Genomic DNA, 15876 nt, shown 5'->3' with positions numbered 1-15876 from the left:
GGCCCGGAGGGGGAGGGCGGCGCGGAGCGGCGTAGCTGGGGGCCCCAAGGCGAGTGCGGTGGGTAGAGTGGAAGCCGGGAGGCCGCCAGGCCCCGCCGCTCCGCGCGCGACGTTGGAGGATGGAAGGAAGATCCCGGGGCCCTTTCAGCCCCTTCGCGCTTCGCTGGTCGGACCTTGTCTTCCGTCCGCCGCCTCGAACCGGGTGGTGAGCCCGGCCTTCGGCGACCGCCGCCCCTGGTCCACGTCCTCACGCTGCAGACGCCCCTCCGTGGACCAGAGCGTCACAAGAGTTGTAGGATTTTTTTCCGTTTGTCAAGCGCCGTTCCCGGCGGCGCGTCGGGGATGACGGGCCTGGCTTTGCGCTCGCTCCCCCTCATCCTAAGGAGCATCGCCCCTTGGCGATGCGTCTCGAAGGACGAGGGGGTGGTGGGCCGGGAAGCAGGGTGACGGCGTTCTCCTCTCCCGCCCGCCGCCGCCATTCCCGGCGGCGCGGAGCGCCGGGAAGGGGATCCAGGAGGGGTGGCGAGGGGCGCTCTTGGCCCGGCCTTCCTGGATCCCCTTCCCGCGCCTGCGGCGCGCCGGGGATGACGGGGTGGTTAATCCTCAGGATGAGGGGCGTGATGGGGCTGAACCATTGAGAAGCGCCGCTGGGGGCCAGAAGGGAGGCGCTAGCGGGCGGGTTGGAAATAGGCGGCGAGGATGCGCGGCAGCGCTTCGGGGAGGTCCTCGGCGATGAGGCCGGGGCCGACGGACGCGCCGGCTTCGGCGTGGAGCCAGACGGCGGCGCAGGCGGCCTCGAAGGCGGCCACGGACTGGGCGAGGAGGCCGACGGTCATTCCGGCCAGGACGTCGCCCGAGCCGGCCGTGGCCAGCCAGGGCGCGCCGTTGGCGTTGATGGCGGCGCGGCCGTCCGGCGCGGCGATGACGGTGTCAGGGCCCTTCAGGATCACGACCGCGCCCAGCATCTCGGCCGCCGCGACGGCGGCGGCGAGCTTGGACGGCGAATCAAGGACGCTCGCCACTCCCTTGAACAGCCTCGCGAACTCCCCCGCATGGGGCGTGACGACGACGTCCCGGCCAGGGGTCGCGGCGATCAGCGACGCCAGGGCGCCGGCGTCGCCGGCGAAGCTCGTGAGCGCGTCGGCGTCGAGGACCGCGCGGCAGCCCGCCGCCAGGCCGGCGCGCGTCGCCAGGCGGGTCGCGTCGCCCACGCCGAGCGCCGGGCCCAGCACGAGCGCGTTGCGCCGCCGGTCGGCCAGCAGCGCGGCGAGTCCCTCCGGCCCGTCGGCCCGGCGCAGCATCACGGCGTCGAGCGCCGGCGCGTGCGCGGCCATGGCCTCGCCGGGGGACGCCACCGTGACCAGGCCGGCGCCGACCCGCAGCGCCGCGCGGGCGGCGAGGCGCGCCGCCCCCGTCGACTCCAGGCCGCCCGACGCCACGACCGCATGGCCGCGGCCATATTTGTGCCCCTCCTTGTCGGGACCCGGGAAGGCGGCCCGGAACAGGTCGGGGCCGTTGCGCCGAACCCTGGGCCGGATCGCGTCGAGGACGCCGGCCGGAATCCCGATGTCGGCCAGCCGGACCGGGCCGCACAGCCGCCGCCCCGGATAGAGGAGATGCCCGGGCTTGAGCCGGAAGAAGGTCACCGTCTCGGAGGCCCGGATCGCGGCGCCGCGCTGGCGGCCGGAGTCGCCGTCGAGGCCCGACGGCACGTCGACCGCCACCACCGGCCGGCCCGAGGCGTTGACCCGCTCCACGGCCGCAAGGGCCTCGCCGTCGAGGTCGCGGGAGAGGCCCGCGCCGAACAGCGCGTCGACCACGACGTCCGCGGCGGCCGGATCCGCCGACGACAGCGGCGCGGCCGGACCCGTCCAGCGGTTCGCCGCGCCGGCGGCGTCGCCCCGCAGCGCGGCCCTGTCGCCCAGCAGCGCGACCTCAACCCGGAACCCCCGGGCGGCGAGGATGCGCGCGGCCACGAAGCCGTCGCCGCCATTGTTTCCCGGTCCGCACAGGACGAGCGCCCTCGCCCCCGCGCCGAAGCGGCGGCAGACCGCGTCGGCCACCGCCGCCCCGGCCTTGTCCATCAGGGCCGGACCCGGGACGCCCGCGGCGATGGCCAGCCTGTCGGCCTCGTGCATCTGCGCGGTGGTCAAGACCTCGTCCATCGCCTAGTCTCCCCTGATCAGCATCGTCCCGTGACGATGTTGCCTGTTTTTGAGGCATTCTGCCCCGATCGAGAGCAGAGCCTCCCGGACATCGCGCCAGACCCCATCCGCCTTCCCGCGCAGCCGAGCCCGGCGCGGCGTTCCGCCAAGTGAAGGTGGCGCACGAGGCACGGTTTCTGCTAAGAGCCGGGTCGTGCTTCCCGAAGGGCCGTCGACGCCACCAGCCGAGGATCCGGGTCACCGATGAAGAAGATCGAAGCGATCATCAAGCCGTTCAAGTTGGACGACGTGAAGGAGGCTCTCCAGGAGGTCGGCCTGCAGGGCATCACGGTCACCGAGGCGAAGGGCTTCGGCCGCCAGAAGGGCCACACGGAACTGTATCGCGGCGCCGAATACGTGGTCGACTTCCTTCCCAAGGTCAAAATCGAGATCGTGCTCCCGGACGAGATGGTCGAGCGCGCCGTCGACGCCATCCGCAAGGCCGCCCAGACCGGGCGGATCGGGGATGGCAAGATCTTTGTATGCCCCGTGGAGGAAGCCATTCGCATCCGGACCGGCGAGACCGGCCTGGACGCGATCTGACGTCCCCCTGTCGGCGGAGCTCCGCGCGCCGCCGTCGCCCACGCCGCCATGCCTCATGGCCGCCCAGACCGGATCGGACCCCGCGTCCGGCCCCGGGCGCCCGTCCAGCCTGCGGCCCGAGTTCAAACGCCGAGTTCACCTGCAAACCCGTCCGACACAAGCAATCCAAACGCTCTGAAGAGGAAATGACTCATGAAGACCGCCAAGGATGTCCTGAAGGCGATCAAGGACAACGACGTGAAATACGTCGACTTCCGTTTCACCGACCCGCGCGGCAAGTGGCAGCACGTGACCTTCGACGTGTCGATGGTCGATGAGGACATCTTCGCCGAAGGCACCATGTTCGACGGCTCCTCGATCGCCGGCTGGAAGGCGATCAACGAGTCCGACATGACCCTCATGCCGGACCCGGCCACCGCCCAGATGGACCCCTTCTTCGCCGCCTCGACGATGTCGATCGTGTGCGACGTGCTGGAGCCGACCACGGGCGAGCCCTATCCGCGCGACCCGCGCGGCATCGCCAAGAAGGCCGAGGCCTATCTCCAGTCCACCGGCGTCGGCGACACGATCTTCGTCGGCCCCGAGGCCGAGTTCTTCGTGTTCGACGACGTGCGCTTCCAGTCGGACCCCTACAATACGGGGTTCAAGCTCGACTCCATCGAGCTGCCGACCAACGGCGACACCGAGTATGAGGGCGGCAACCTCGGCCACCGCATCGCCACCAAGGGCGGCTATTTCCCGGTGCCCCCGCAGGACAGCGCCCAGGACATGCGCGGCGAGATGCTGGCGGCCATGGCGGCCATGGGCGTCAAGGTCGAGAAGCACCACCATGAGGTGGCGTCGGCGCAGCACGAGCTCGGCATGAAGTTTGACACGCTGACACTGATGGCCGACCAGATGCAGATCTACAAGTACTGCATCCACAACGTCGCCCAGAGCTACGGCAAGACGGCCACCTTCATGCCCAAGCCCATCTATGGCGACAACGGCTCGGGCATGCATGTGCACCAGTCGATCTGGAAGGGCGGCAAGCCGCTGTTCGCGGGCAACAAATACGCCGACCTGTCGCAGGAGTGCCTGTACTATATCGGCGGCATCATCAAGCACGCCAAGGCGCTGAACGCCTTCACCAACCCGTCGACCAACTCCTACAAGCGCCTGGTCCCGGGCTATGAGGCGCCCGTGCTGCTGGCCTATTCGGCCCGCAACCGCTCCGCCTCGTGCCGCATCCCCTACACGTCTTCGCCGAAGGCCAAGCGCGTCGAGGTGCGCTTCCCCGACCCGATGGCCAACCCCTACCTCGCCTTCGCGGCGATGCTGATGGCGGGCCTCGACGGCATCGCCAACAAGATCGATCCCGGCCAGGCGATGGACAAGGATCTCTACGACCTGCCCCCGCGCGAGCTGAAGAAGATCCCGACCGTCTGCGGCTCGCTGCGCGAGGCGCTGGCCAATCTCGACCGCGACCGCGCCTTCCTGAAGGCCGGCGCCGTGTTCAACGACGACTTCATCGACAGCTATATCGAGCTGAAGATGCAGGACGTCATGAAGTTCGAGATGACGCCCCACCCGGTCGAGTTCTCGATGTACTACTCGTACTGACGGATTCCGCTAGGCTGAGCCTCAAACCCCTGCTGTCATGGGGTTTGAGGCTCGACAAGTGGTTCGGAACGTGGTTCGGAATGGCGCCACAGAGGGCTCTGTTCCACATGCGATCAACCAAGTCCGATTACCTGCAAAAGCTCCCGCGTTCGGAAAACTGGTACTACGTCAGGGACGTACCCAGAGACCTCCGTTCGGCCCTGGGCCGCAGCAAGTGGAAGCGTTCCACGAAGACTGCGGTGAGGAACCAGGCCGCGCGAATCGCCCGGGCATGGGCCGTCGAAGACGATCACACAATCGACTCGACGCGGCGCCGTCTGGCTCGACCGCAGCCCGATTCTGCGCAGCTGGCCGCCCTCACCGAACTCGACGCCATTGCGGCCGAAATACAACACGTCGAAACCGAGCGCGTCATCCTCGGCGGCGACCCTGACACGGCCGGGCCGTCCCCTTTTGAGGCATTTGCGGCTGCTCACGGGCGCGGCTCACTCGCAGACGTCGTAAGGGGCGATGACGCGCCAAATCCAGTGCGTCTGACAGCCCAACTGGCCTCAAATGACGCTTTGGTGTCCAGCCTCCGGCAAGACCTTGTCTAGTGAGATCAATACCGGGTTCGGTCTGGGCTAAACCTACATTCCCCCCAATCGCCAAGCCTGATAGGCGCCGCCTCAGCAGTTTCGGCGAGCTTCTCGACCAGCACCGGCAAGCGGCGCCCGAAACAGTCCAGGGCCGACGGGAGGTTGAGGTGGTTCGGCGTTGCGATCACCGCGGCGTTGACCCCGTCAAGAAGCTCGCGATGGTCGGCCGCCCAGACACTAAACGGGCTTCCCAGTCTGACCGTGCCTGCTCCGACGGGTCCGCCACGCCGGCAAGTATGCAGTCCGGCCGGCCGCCGATCGAGTCTGCGTACCGCCGGCCTATGTAGCCAAATCCGATGATTCCGATGCGCAATGGAGTTGTCATGGCAATGCTCAGTAATCCGCCCGGGCCGCCGGATATGTCGAACATGGAGCCGTCGTGAAGCCAGTCTGGGCATGCGGCCCATTCAATGGTGCCTGCGAACTCTTCGACCTTGACGAAGCGTCCATCGGTTTCTTGGCCCTCGTGAGAGCGATGTGTTCGGGCGTCATCTGGGTGAGAATGGCCGTTACACAGTAACGATGTTGAGGTTCCCGCCGTTTAGGGAGCTGACCAAATGAGCTGACGCACGTCGGTTTGCACATCGTCCTATGTGCGCAGGGCAGCGCGAACGGCCCTAAGCAGACATCCCATCGCGTCCACTGGCTGAACAATCAATGTCTATACTGCGTCGGCTTTGCCCCGCCGCTGGTGTGCAAGTGCGCGGCGTAGCTGAAGTTGTCCGATGCGGCGGCTCCCGCCCTCCCAGCTTCGGCCGACCGGACAAACGACCCGGCGGACGCTCGTAGCTGCGCCCGTCCCCGTCGCGAATGGAGGCACAACGCATGCGCAACCATCCAGCTGGGAGAACTATCTTTGTAGGGCGGTTGACCGTCCGGCATTAATGTATACGTTCTGCCCCTGGTTCGAATTTGGTGACAATGAGTGATGTTGAGCATCAGCCCTAAAAACTCCATATCGGTTGCGGTGATGCCGGGTGACGGTATCGGCCCCGAGGTGATGAAACCGGCGATCGCGCTGTTGGACCGGGCACTGGAACGGGTGGGTGGACCTAAGTTCAGTTACGAGGAGTTGGACGCCGGCGCGGAATGCTACCGCCGCACGGGCACGCCCATGTCGGAGGAGGTCTTCGAGAAGGCGGCGGCCGCGGACGCCATCTTGTTCGGAGCCATGGGCCTGCCAGACGTGCGCCGGCCGGATGGCATCGAGATCGCCCCGCAACTGGACCTGCGATTCAGGCTCGAGCTGTTCGCAGGCGTCCGGCCCGTTCGCAGCATTCCAGGCGCGCCGAGCCCCCTCTCCGACCCGAGGGCCAAACAACTGGACTTCGTTCTGATTCGGGAATCGACCGAAGGCCTGTTCACCTCCCGCGGCAATGGCGAAGTCACGCATGATTATGCGCGCGAGACCTGGCAGATCACTCGCGCCGGCTCCGAGCGTCTGTTCGACTTCGCTTTCAACCTCGGCCGGCGCCGCAAGGCAAAGGGCAGCGCGGGCACGGTCACCTGCGTCGACAAGTCCGGCGTGTTCCGCGCCTTCGCGTTTATGCGCCAGATCTTCTTCGAGCGGGCGGCGGCCTTCCCCGACGTGGAAGCGCGCGCATTCAATGTGGACGCCACCGCCCTGGACCTGATCCGGCGGCCCTGGATCTTCGACGTGATCGTCACAGAGAACCAGTTCGGCGACATCCTGTCCGACGCAGGCGCGGCCCTCATGGGGGGCATGGGGATGGCGCCTTCAGCCGACATCGGGCTTTCGCACGGCATGTTCCAGCCGTGCCATGGCACTGCGCCGGACATCGTGGGGAGCGGCAAAGCGAACCCGACCGCCATGATCCTCTCCGCCGCGATGATGCTGGAGTGGCTGGGTGAGACGCGGCAGCTCCCGACCTGCCTGGCCGCTGCCGACCTGCTGCAGCGCGCCGTGGACGCGTCGTTCATGCCTGGCGATCTCAGGCCCTTCGAGCTCGGCGGCGACTCCGGCACCCAGGCGATCGTCGACCGTGTGGCGGCGCAGCTCGAAACGCTGCCGCTGGAGTCCTGAGGGCGGTGGCCGCGCGCACCCTGCCAGACCGAGTCAGCGCCGGCCATCGCGAACCGCGAAGGCCGACTTACCGAACCGCGACTGCAGCTCGGCCTCAAGCTCTCATAGTCTTGAGGCGCCGCCCGGGGCCAGAGAGCCGCGGCGAGCGGTAGGAGAGCGGGACGGTGAGCCAGACCGGCGGTACAAGTGCGGTACTCGGCATGAGAGCGCGGCCATGACAACGCTCAAAGCGCGCCCCCCCAGGCGTCTTTCCCTTGTGGAGCAGGCTCTCCAGGAGATGCGGCGGCGCATTCTGGAAAATGAGTGGCGCGCCAACTTCACCGTCCTCGAGGCCGAAATCGCGCTGGAGCTCGGAATGAGCAGGACCCCCGTGCGGGAAGCGCTCGTCCAACTGGAGGCGCAGGGCCTTGTCACCCTCAGGCCCCGTCATGGCGTGCAGGTCCTGCCGATCTCGGCCGCCGATATGACCGAGATCTACCAGATCATCACCGCCCTGGAGGCGGAGGCGGCGGAGCTGGCCGCCCGGCGCGCCCTTGCGGATACGGACCTGCAGCTGCTCGAGGAGCCCGCGGCCATCATGGAGCGGGCGCTGGAGAACGACGACCGGCTCGCCTGGGCGCGGGCGGACGAGGATTTCCATCGCGCCATTGTCGCTCTGTCCGGCAACGCCCGGCTCGCCGCCATGATCGCCAGCGTGTCGGACCAGGCCCACCGCGTGCGGATGACCATGATCCACCAACGCCCCCCGCCGGTGGTGTCCACCCTGGAGCACCGCCTGATCGTTGACGCGCTTCGCCGGGGCGACGCGGAAGGGGCCCGTGAGTTGCAGCGAATTCATCGCCGCCGCGGCGGCGAGGTGATGATCGGCATCCTTCGCAAGAATGCCGGCCAGCTATGAGGACCTTCGCGTGGATCTGAACCTACACAACACAGTGGCGGTGGTGACCGGCGGCGCCCGTGGCATCGGCCGCGGCATCGTCGAAGCGCTCGCGGCCGAAGGCGCGACCATCGCCATCGTCGACCGTGACAATATCGACCGTGCGGAGCAGCTGGCTGCGGCCCTGCCGAAAGCCGCGGCGTTCCAGGCGGACGTCTCCGATGCCGCGGACGTCCAGGCCGTGGCCTTGAGGATCACCGAGCGTCTGGGGGCGGTGGACATCCTGGTCAACAACGCCGGCACGCTGTCCCGCAAGCCGATCCTGGAAGACAGCTTCGAGGACTGGGACCGCGTCCTGAAGACGAATCTGTATGGCTGCTTCAACTGCTCCCGGGCCTTTGCGCCAGCGATGGTGAAGCGCGGCTTCGGGCGGATCATCAACACCTCCTCCATCCACGGACGCGTGGCCAAGGCGGGCATGGGCTCCTACTGCGCCAGCAAGGCGGCTATCGACATGTTCACCAAGCAGTTGGCCGTCGAGCTTGCCCCGCACGGCGTCACCGTGAACGCGGTCGCGCCCGGGACAATCAGCACGGAAATCAACCTGCCGCTTTACAAGAGCACGAAGCCTGAGGACGTAGCGCTGCAGCAGGCGACACTGAAACGAGTGCCGGTGGGCCGGATCGGTGAGCCGGAAGACATCGGCCGTGCGGTGGCTTTTCTAGCCTCGGGCCTGACCCCCTACGTCACGGGCGCAATCCTTTACGTGGATGGCGGCTACGTGGCGGAAGGCACGCCGCGGATGTGACCCCGCCGATCACGCAGACATCAACGAAAAAACTGAGAGGAAGCGCAATGGACGCCAGCAAGTTCAACCTGAATCGCCGTCACGTGCTCGCGGGCGCCGCCGCCGCGGGGGCCACGATGGCCCTGCCCCGGTCCGCCCAGGCGAAGACGGTTATCCGCATCGGCACGACCGTCTCCGGCGATCACCCCGAAAACATTGGCGCTCGCAAGATCAAGGAGATCGTCGAGCAGCGCAGCAACGGCGAGCTTGAGGTTCAGGTCTTCACGGACAGCCAGATCGGCGACCAGCGCACTATGATCGAAAACCTGCGCCTCGGCGTGCAGGAGATGACGTGGGTCACCGTGGGCTTCTTCGGCTCCTATGAGCCCATTCTGAACGTGGTTGAAAGCGGCTACCTGTTCCGCGACAGCGCCCATTCGTACGCCGTGTTCGACGGCCCCTTCGGCGGGGAGATCCGCGGCCTCGTCGAAAAGCACGGCGTCAAGTTGCTCGGCTTTTATGAGGCCGGCATGCGGCACGTGACCAACAGCTCAAAGCCGATCGTCACGCCGGCTGACCTCAACGGCCTCAAGATTCGCACGCCGCAGGCCAAGTACCACCTGAACACGCTGCGGCTCATGGGCGCGAACCCGGTCGCGATGCCCTTCTCGGAAGTCTACACCGCGGTTCAGCAGCACGTCGTTGACGGCCAGGAAAACCCGGTCTCTAACATCTACAGCTCCAAGATCTACGAGGTGAACAAGTTCATCTCGCTGACCGGGCACCTGCATCTGACCCACATGGTGCTGTACAGCAACAAACTGTTCGGGCGGCTGTCGCCCGAGCACCAGAAGATCGTAGCCGACGCCGTCAAGGAGTCCCAGGACGTGCAGCGTTCCGCCGTTCGCGCCGACGACGGGCGGCTCCTCGAGGTCATGAAGAAGGCCGGCGCCCAAGTGAACGACGCCGACCGCGCCGCCTTCAGGACGGCGGTCCTGCCGCTGCGGGACGAGGCCGTGAAGGAGTTCGGCCCGAAGGCCAAGCAGTGGATCGAGCTCATCGAGTCCACGAAGGCCTGAACCGCGGCTGGGGATACGTGAGTGTCCCCGGCCCTCTCCCTGGTGTTGGGTGGTCCTGTGACAGACCTTCTCGTAAAGCTGAATTCCGTTCTGACCAGCGCCGTGCGCTGGCTGATCATCGTCATGATGGCGACGATGACCTGCGTGGTCTTCGCGCAGGTCATGGCACGCTATTTCTTCAACTTTTCTCTGAGCTGGTCCGAGGAAGTGGCGCGCTTCGCGTTCGTGTGGCTGTCCTTCATCGGGGCGGCCATCCTGATCCGCCGCGACGAGCACATCCGCGTATCGATGTTCGTGGACATGCTCCCGACGCCGCTGTGGGCCGTCTTCCGGGCGCTCCAATACGTCGGCGTGCTGATCTGCCTTTATTTCTTCGTGGTCGGCGGCTTCAAACTGAGCGAGGCCGAGTGGTCGCAGCTCGCGCCCGCCACCCAGATCCCCATGGGATGGGTCTACCTCGTCATCCCCGGATCCTCGCTCCTGATGCTGCTCTGGACGCTTTGCGCCATGGCAGTCGACATCGTGCAAGGCCGTCCCCGCGTTTCCGATCCGGAGCACGTTGCTCATGGCGACGTGGCGTTGACCCAATGACCGCGACCGCTCTTCTCTTCGGCGTCTTCATGGCCACCATGCTGATCGGCGTGCCGATCGCATTCGCGCTCGCCCTGGGCGCCTTGGCCGTGCTCGCCATGACCGGCTATCTGGTGCCTGAACTGGTCGTCCAGCGGGTCTTCGCCGGGATGGACTCGTTTCCGATCATGGCGATCCCATTCTTCGTGCTGGCCGGCGCGCTCATGGAGACAGGCGGTATCTCCGCCCGGCTGGTGCGGTTCTCCAACTGTCTCGTCGGCTGGATCACAGGTGGCCTGGGGCACGTCGCGGTAGTCGCCTCCACGTTCTTCGCCGGAATCTCCGGCTCGGCGGTGGCGGATACGGCCGCGATCAGCTCGACCCTGATCCCCATCATGAAGCGGCGCGGGTTCGACGCGGGGTTTTCCGCCAGCGTCATCGCAGCCTCCGGCGTGATCGGTCCCATCATCCCGCCCTCCATCCCGATGGTGCTTTATGGATCGATCGCGGGCGTATCGATCGGATCGCTGTTCCTCGGCGGCATCGTGCCGGGCGTCCTCATGGCCATCGGTCTCATGGCCGTCGTCTACTTATTGGCCCGCAAGCACAACTATCCGCGGGACGAGCGGCTGCCGACGCTCAAAGAGCTTGGCGCCGCCTTCTTTGCGGCCTCCGGCGCGCTTATCATGCCCTTCATCATCGTAGGCGGGATCCTGAGCGGCGTCTTTACGGCGACCGAAGCGGCCGTCGTGGCCGCGGTGTACGCCCTGCTGGTCGGTATGTTCGGCTACCGGGAGCTGCATCCGCGCCAACTGCCGGAGATCCTGTATCGCGCGGGGGTGTCTACCGCGATGGTGCTGATCATCGTCGGGGTCGCCAACTTGGTTGGCTTCATCCTGGCGATGAACCAGATCCCGCAGTCGGTGGCCAGCTTTTTCAGCCACACCTTCACCAGCCAAGCGGTCGTCCTCCTCGTGATCAATCTACTGCTGCTGGTGGTCGGCTGCTTCATCGACGGCGGGTCGGCGATCATCATCTTTACCCCGGTGTTCATGCCGCTCGTGCAGCAGTTCGGGATAGACCCGATCTTCTTTGGGGTGATGATGACCATCAACCTGATGATCGGGACCATCACTCCGCCCGTGGGTCTGTCGCTCTACGTCGCGGGAGGAGTCGCCAAGCTCTCGCTGGAGCAGATGAGCAAGGCGATCCTGCCCTTCCTGCTGCTGGAGGTGGCGGTGCTGCTGCTCGTGACTTATGTGCCCGACTTGGTGCTCTTCGTGCCGCACATGCTCCAGGGGCGATGACCAGGAGCGAAGTCAGCCTTCGACAACCCGCGCCTGCATGGAGAAGCGGCGGCTCTCGCCTCCCCGCAGGCGCTGGGCCGTCCCGTTCTCGACAGCCGCGGCCAGGCCTTCCCGAGGCATGCTCGTAAAGGGTTCGAGGCCGATGTTGTAGTGCCGCCCGAACCACGGATAGTCGCGAGCCGCGCCGAACTCCTGCCAGAACCACACAAAGGGCATCACAGCTGCCTCCCAGCCGACGTGCAGGCCTAGGTCGCCATTGCGCACCGTGTAGCCCCCTTCCCGGAAACCGCGCAGGTAGACCATCTCGCTGGGCGCGCCGGCCGGCGGCAGGACGCCGAGGTCGACGCGCTGGCCCGCCCCGTCCACGGCCTCGCTCCAGGGGAAGACGCGACCTTCTGCGAGACGCCGCTCGCAGTGGGTGCGGCTGATGTCTCCGGTGACCACTTCAACGCCAGCCGGCATTTCGATCGTGGCGCCGGGCCCGAGGAACGGGCGCCCAAAGGTGATGTGATGGCCCCAGACCAGGGGCAGGTCTGTCCCACTCTCGTTGGTGGCCGTCTCCTCGAATTCGAGCGCAGGCGATCTGCTTTCGAGCCAAACCTCGCGAACCAGCGTATATGGCAGCGTTTCGGCTCTGACGGTCAGTCGGACGGCGACGCACCGGGCCGTGTCCTCCAGGATCAGCCAGTCCCAAGGCCGATGCCAAACCTCACCGTGCATGCCATGGCTGCCGAACGGGAGGCCCGGTCCGCCGGAGGGGGCGCCACCCACCGGGAATACCTCCTGCCACCCGCCCGGATAAGCGTCGTAGAAGGCCATCCTCGGATCTGGGGGAGCAACCGCCCGCAGGGCGGGATGGCGCACGCCGTTGGCCGACAGCCAAACGAAATCCATGTCGCGGGGCTTGTAGAGAAACTCTACGACATCGGCCCCGCGTCCCACGGCCAGGGTAACGCGCAGCAGTTCGTTCTCCAGCACCAGCATGTCGAGCCCATGCTGCTGGACATGGTGCAGCCGTGCGCCCCAGTTTCGCTGGGGGCGATAATACGAGGTCATCACGCCGCGCAGGCGGACCGGCCAGCCAGCAGCCGGCCCCGCGGAAGCCCGCGGACGTGGCCCCCGGCCTGGGCCGCCGGCAGGCTGGCCGCGAGATCGGCGGCCTCGAGAAGGCGTCCGAGGTCGATCCCCGTCGGGACGCCCATGCGTTCGAAGAGATAGACTAGGTCCTCCGTGGCGATGTTGCCTGTCGCGCCCGGCGCGAACGGGCAACCGCCCAGCCCGCCAACCGCGCCGTCGAAGGACGTGATCCCGGCCTCGAAGGCGGCGAGCACATTGGCGACGCCGAAGCCCGCGGTGTCGTGCCCGTGGAATACGAATGTCGCGCGCTCCCCGAACTCGGAAAGCGCCGCGCTTGAAAGCGCGGCCACATGGGGCGGCAGCGCCATTCCCGTCGTGTCGCTCAGGGCCAGTTCCAGGCCCGGGCGGATCGCGACGATCCGGGCCATGTTCTCCATCACCAGGCTTTGGCCGACATCGCCCTCGAAGGGACAATGAAAGGCGGTGGCAATCCCCACTCGGATGCGCAAGCGGCCTTCCGGATCCCGCTCGGCGACCAAACTGGCCAGATCGTCGATCGATGCCGAGGTCGGCCGCCGCACGTTGCTCATATTGTGTGCGTCGGTCATCGAGATCACGAAGATGAGGTCCGTGATCCCGGCCGCGAGCGCCCGCTCCGCGCCTTTGGAATTGGGGACGAGCGCCATGCCCCGCACGCCGTCGCGGCGTCCCAGCCCGCTGACGACCGCTTCCATGTCGGCCATCTGCGGAACGTGCTTCGGGCTCACGAAGGAGCCGATCTCCAGGCGCTTCACGCCCGCCGCGAGCACCTTGCGAATCAGCTCGATCTTGGTGGCCGTGGGCACGAATACCGGGATGTTCTGCAGTCCATCGCGCGCTGTGACATCGACGATTTCGACCGCACGGTCAGATAAGCACGTCATTTTTTCACCTCTGCTGTGGGGGCGGGAGGAGTTCTTCGAACACCTCGTCATTGTGCTGGCCGAGCGCAGGGCCGGGCCAGGCGATGCGGCCAGTGGCCCCCGATCCGTCGAACCGGGGCACGATCCCGGCGTGCCGGGTTGCCCCGATCAGGGGATCGTGCAAGTCCACCACCATGCCACGCGCTTTGTAGTGTGGATCCTGCACGCAGTCCGCGATCGTGAATGCGCGCGTGGCGGGTACGGAGTTCTCGTTCAGGATCCGCTCGGCTTCCGCGGCCTCCATCGTCTCCACCCACGCCGCGATCGCCGCGTCGACCTCCGCCCGGTGGGCGAGGCGCCCCGCATTCGTCGAAAGCCGGGGGTCCTCGGCCATGTCGGGCCGCCCGACGATCACGCAGAGGCGCCGGTAGATGGCGTCCGAATTGCCTGCGATTACAAGCCAGCCGTCACGCGCCCTGTAGGTGTCAGACGGCACGGAGGTGGGCATGGCGGAGCCGGAGGGCTGTCGCACGATCCCGCAGGACGCGTATTCGGGAAGCGCGCCCTCCAGCAGGCTGAATACGCCTTCGTAGAGCGCGATGTCGATCACGCGGCCTTTGCCTGTGCCGAGCACGTCGCGCTCGTGAACGGCGGCCAGGATCCCCATTGCGGCGTACAGGGCCGCGACGTCGTCCCCGAACGAAACGCCCGTTCGGACGGGGGGCAACTCCGTCACGCCCTCCGGGTAGCCCGTGAGGTGGCGCACGCCGCCGAAGGCTTCGCCCACGGCGCCGAAGGACGCCCTGTCGCGATAGGGACCGTCCTGGCCGTAGCCGGAGATCCGGGCGATGATCAGCCGAGGGTTCCAGGCATGCAGGGTCTCGACGCCGAGGCCCCACCGTTCCAACTGGCCGGGACGGAAATTCTCGACGAGCACGTCGGCCCAGTCGATGAGTGCCTCGATCTTGGTGCGCTCGGCGGGATCCTTCAGGTCCAGTGTCACGCACCGCTTGTTTCGGTTGTGCATGGACCACATCACGGACTGGCCGTCGACCTTCTTGCCCCAGTCGCGGGCGGGGTCGCCGCCCGGCGGCTCAACCTTAATGACGTCGGCGCCCTGGTCAGCCAACAGGCGCGTGCAGAACGGCGCGGCGATGAAGTGGCCGAGTTCGAGGACTCTCAGGGAACGGAGGGGACCGTCGACGCCGGCGCGAAGGGGAATGTTGCTCATGTCTCTGACACACTAGCGTGGCGCGGCCGCGCCGTTCCATTCGCGGTTCGGCAGCGGATCGTTCGCCGAGCGGGAAGGCTCGCTCGCCGCCGCGGTCAAGTGCTTAAGCATCCGCCGCGCCGGCGCGGCGAGGTCCCGCCCGCCGCGGACGCAGATGGAGAGCCGCCTGTGGGCCCAGTCGTCGGTCAGGGGCACCGCAACCACCCTGCCCTTCTCCACGGCGGACGCGACCACGCCCTTCGGCATTACAGCCACGCCGAGGCCTGCTTCGACCATGCGCCATGCGGCCTGGAAAGTCGTGACCTCGATCTTCACCGGAATGCTCAGCCCTGCGGCTTCCGCCGCATCTGCGAGGAGAACCTGCAGGGAACTGCCCGTCTCCAGGCTGATGTGATCCGCCCCATGCATCTCCGCAAAGGCCAGGCTGTCCCGGCCCGCCAACACGTGCCCGAGGGGCAGCACCGCGACGAGGTTGTCCCGCCGGTAATGCAGGACCCTCGTCCCCGGCGGCGCCTCGACATTACCGCCATAGACCCCGATGTCAGCGACGCCGTCCGACACCGACTGCAGCACCGCATTGGTGCTCTCCTCGCGCAGGTCGATCCGGACGCCCGGGTGCTCGCGCAAGAAACTGCTGATGTCGCCGGGCAAATACTGGACCACCGCCGACGAATGGGCGTGGATGCGAATCTGTCCATGGACGCCGGCGGCGTACTCGCCAAGCTCCGCTTCCATCCGGTTGACGTTCTCGAATAACTTCTGCACGTGCCGCACCAGCGCCTCGCCAGCCTCCGTCGGCGACACGCCGCGGGGATGGCGACGGAACAGCGGGGTTTCGAGGTCGAGCTCGAGGTCGTGAATTCGCTTGCTGACGGCGGAAGGCGCGATGTGCTCGCGCTCGGCCGCCCGTGTGAGGCTGCGCAGGTTGTAGACCGACAAAAAGATCCGCAGCGTCGTGAGGTCGAGGCGCATCGCCCTTGATCCGTTCCAGCCGCTCCCACGCACGTTGGTTCTC

At 67.0% G+C, this 15876-nt stretch carries 14 protein-coding genes; 9 read left to right on the top strand and 5 right to left on the bottom strand.

Annotated elements, in window-relative coordinates; all coding sequences use genetic code 11:
* Positions 1–668 precede the first annotated feature (668 nt).
* Entirely contained in the window at positions 669–2165 is a 1497-nt protein-coding gene (locus ACYVO7_RS23670) for an NAD(P)H-hydrate dehydratase (RefSeq protein WP_460452230.1), read from the bottom strand.
* A gap of 243 nt (positions 2166–2408) precedes the next feature.
* On the opposite strand from ACYVO7_RS23670, the gene ACYVO7_RS23665 reads away from it, so the two are divergent.
* The 9 genes from ACYVO7_RS23665 (at position 2409) to ACYVO7_RS23625 (ending at position 11651) form a co-directional block, all read left to right on the top strand.
* A complete protein-coding gene (locus tag ACYVO7_RS23665; protein WP_460452229.1) occupies positions 2409–2747 on the top strand; it encodes a P-II family nitrogen regulator in 339 nt (112 codons plus the stop codon).
* A 192-nt stretch (positions 2748–2939) separates the two neighbouring features.
* On the top strand, positions 2940–4349 hold the full coding sequence (gene glnA, locus ACYVO7_RS23660) for a type I glutamate--ammonia ligase (RefSeq protein WP_460452228.1): 1410 nt from the start codon (positions 2940–2942) through the stop codon (positions 4347–4349).
* An 80-nt stretch (positions 4350–4429) separates the two neighbouring features.
* Positions 4430–4945 carry a DUF6538 domain-containing protein gene (locus tag ACYVO7_RS23655; protein WP_460452227.1) on the top strand — a complete coding sequence of 172 codons (516 nt, stop codon included), beginning with the start codon at positions 4430–4432 and terminating at the stop codon, positions 4943–4945.
* 979 nt (positions 4946–5924) lie between these two features.
* Positions 5925–7031, top strand: a complete 1107-nt coding sequence (locus tag ACYVO7_RS23650) for an isocitrate/isopropylmalate dehydrogenase family protein (protein WP_460452232.1) — start codon at positions 5925–5927, stop codon at positions 7029–7031.
* Between the two features lie 214 nt (positions 7032–7245).
* Positions 7246–7929, top strand: a complete 684-nt coding sequence (locus ACYVO7_RS23645) for a GntR family transcriptional regulator (RefSeq protein ID WP_460452226.1) — start codon at positions 7246–7248, stop codon at positions 7927–7929.
* Between the two features lie 10 nt (positions 7930–7939).
* Positions 7940–8716, top strand: coding sequence for an SDR family NAD(P)-dependent oxidoreductase (locus tag ACYVO7_RS23640; protein WP_460452225.1), 777 nt, complete (start codon positions 7940–7942; stop codon positions 8714–8716).
* A 47-nt stretch (positions 8717–8763) separates the two neighbouring features.
* Positions 8764–9774, top strand: coding sequence for a TRAP transporter substrate-binding protein (locus ACYVO7_RS23635; protein ID WP_460452224.1), 1011 nt, complete (start codon positions 8764–8766; stop codon positions 9772–9774).
* A gap of 21 nt (positions 9775–9795) precedes the next feature.
* Positions 9796–10365 (top strand): TRAP transporter small permease, encoded by a 570-nt coding sequence (locus ACYVO7_RS23630; RefSeq protein ID WP_460452223.1) that lies wholly within the window; start codon positions 9796–9798, stop codon positions 10363–10365.
* Positions 10362–11651 (top strand): TRAP transporter large permease, encoded by a 1290-nt coding sequence (locus tag ACYVO7_RS23625; RefSeq protein ID WP_460452222.1) that lies wholly within the window; start codon positions 10362–10364, stop codon positions 11649–11651. The genes ACYVO7_RS23630 and ACYVO7_RS23625 overlap by 4 nt, the downstream gene beginning before the upstream one ends.
* Before the next feature lie 12 nt (positions 11652–11663).
* Here ACYVO7_RS23625 and ACYVO7_RS23620 read toward each other — a convergent pair whose 3' ends face one another.
* The 4 genes from ACYVO7_RS23620 to ACYVO7_RS23605 are packed head-to-tail and all read right to left on the bottom strand — an operon-like array spanning position 11664 to position 15833.
* Positions 11664–12707: a DUF4432 family protein gene (locus tag ACYVO7_RS23620; protein WP_460452221.1), complete on the bottom strand. Its 1044-nt coding sequence runs from the start codon at positions 12705–12707 to the stop codon at positions 11664–11666.
* Positions 12707–13651: a hydroxymethylglutaryl-CoA lyase gene (locus tag ACYVO7_RS23615; protein ID WP_460452231.1), complete on the bottom strand. Its 945-nt coding sequence runs from the start codon at positions 13649–13651 to the stop codon at positions 12707–12709. The genes ACYVO7_RS23620 and ACYVO7_RS23615 overlap by 1 nt, the downstream gene beginning before the upstream one ends.
* Before the next feature lie 4 nt (positions 13652–13655).
* Positions 13656–14861 (bottom strand): CaiB/BaiF CoA transferase family protein, encoded by a 1206-nt coding sequence (locus ACYVO7_RS23610; protein ID WP_460452220.1) that lies wholly within the window; start codon positions 14859–14861, stop codon positions 13656–13658.
* 12 nt (positions 14862–14873) lie between these two features.
* Complete coding sequence (locus ACYVO7_RS23605) at positions 14874–15833, bottom strand: LysR family transcriptional regulator (protein ID WP_460452219.1); 960 nt, start codon at positions 15831–15833, stop codon at positions 14874–14876.
* Positions 15834–15876: the final 43 nt, after the last annotated feature.

This window comes from Alsobacter sp. SYSU BS001988, from assembly GCF_054796215.1.
This window is presented reverse-complemented; position numbering and strand designations above follow the sequence as displayed.